This is a genomic window from Micromonospora sp. NPDC057141 (genome assembly GCF_042670805.1).
In the GTDB taxonomy this organism is placed as follows: domain Bacteria; phylum Actinomycetota; class Actinomycetes; order Mycobacteriales; family Micromonosporaceae; genus Micromonospora.
In genome coordinates this window covers 1-1,339 of record NZ_JBHUVA010000173.1, presented here as the reverse complement: position 1 = coordinate 1,339, position 1,339 = coordinate 1, and the positions used below count along the sequence as shown (strand labels likewise).

Annotated in this window: 1 protein-coding gene; it reads left to right on the top strand. The window is 66.5% G+C overall.

What is annotated here, in order from left to right:
* Positions 1–99 precede the first annotated feature (99 nt).
* The gene (locus tag ACFT41_RS32290) at positions 100–1,338 is read left to right on the top strand and encodes an RNA-guided endonuclease InsQ/TnpB family protein (RefSeq protein WP_377586395.1); all 1,239 of its coding nucleotides are present in this window, start codon (positions 100–102) and stop codon (positions 1,336–1,338) included.
* Position 1,339: the final 1 nt, after the last annotated feature.

The window sequence follows — 1,339 nt, the reverse complement described above, 5'->3', positions numbered from 1 at the left end:
CGGAACTTCGTCACGAAGACCAAATGGACGTGCATGGCGAAGACACAGTGTCTTCCAGTGCGGATGTCTTGAAGTTCGGCCATAAACCAACATGGTACGGTGACGATCGTGCAGCTCCGTTACCAGTTCCGCGTCTACCCGACGCCCGGCCAGCAGATCGAGCTGGCCAGGGCGTTCGGGTGCGCGCGGGTGGTTTTCAACGACGGGCTCAGGCTGCGCCAGATGGCGCGGGAGGCGGGCGAGAAGTACATCTCCGAAGGCGACCTGTCGAAGCGGGTCATCACCCAGGCCAAGGCCACCGAGGAACGGGCCTGGCTGGGCGAAGTGTCGGCGGTGGTGTTACAGCAGGCCCTCGCGGACCTGAACACCGCGTACCGCAACTTCTTCCACTCGCTGTCCGGCAAACGCCAGGGCCGCAAGGTCGCCCCGCCCCGGTTCCGGTCCCGTAAGGACAACCGGCAGGCGATCCGGTTCACCCGCAACGCCCGGTTCAAGGTCCTCGACAGCGGCCGCCTGCGGTTGCCGAAGATCGGCGACCTCGCGGTCCGCTGGTCACGCAACCTGCCGTCCGAACCGACCTCGGTCACCGTGATCAAGGATACGGCCGGGCGGTACTTCGCCTCGTTCGTCGTCGCCACCGACGACGAAACCCTGCCGCCGGTCGACTCCGAGATCGGTATCGACCTGGGCTTGACCCATTTCGCGGTCATGTCCGACGGCACGAAGGTGACCGCCCCGAAGTTCCTGCGCCGCGCGGCGCGCAAGCTCAAGCGCTTGCAGCAGGCCCTCTCCCGCAAGACCAAGGGCAGCAACCGTCGCAAGAAAGCCGTCGTGCAGGTCGCTCGCGCTCACGCGCGGGTGGCCGATACCCGGCGGGACTGGCAGCACAAGCTGTCCACGGCGATCATCCGCGACAGCCAAGCGGTGTACGTCGAAGACCTGTGCGTCGTCGGTCTCGGCCGGACCCGGCTCGCCAAGTCCGTGCACGACGCGGGCTGGGCCGGTTTCACCGGCATGCTGGAGTACAAGGCGCAGAGGTACGGGCGCACCTTCGGCCGGGTGGACCGGTTCTTCCCGTCCACCCGGATGTGCTCCGGCTGCGCACGGATCAACGACAAGATGGCGCTGAACGTCCGGGAGTGGGACTGCCCGTGCGGCAGTCACCACGACCGGGACGTCAACGCCGCGAAGAATGTCAAGGCCGCCGGACAGGCGGACTTCAACGACCGTGGAGCGCAGGTAAGACCGGGATCTGTCCCGGCACCGCGCAGTGAAGCGGTAACCCACCCGGACGCCGCGTGTTCCACACGCAGCGTGGAGGGAATCCTCGTCCTTTAGG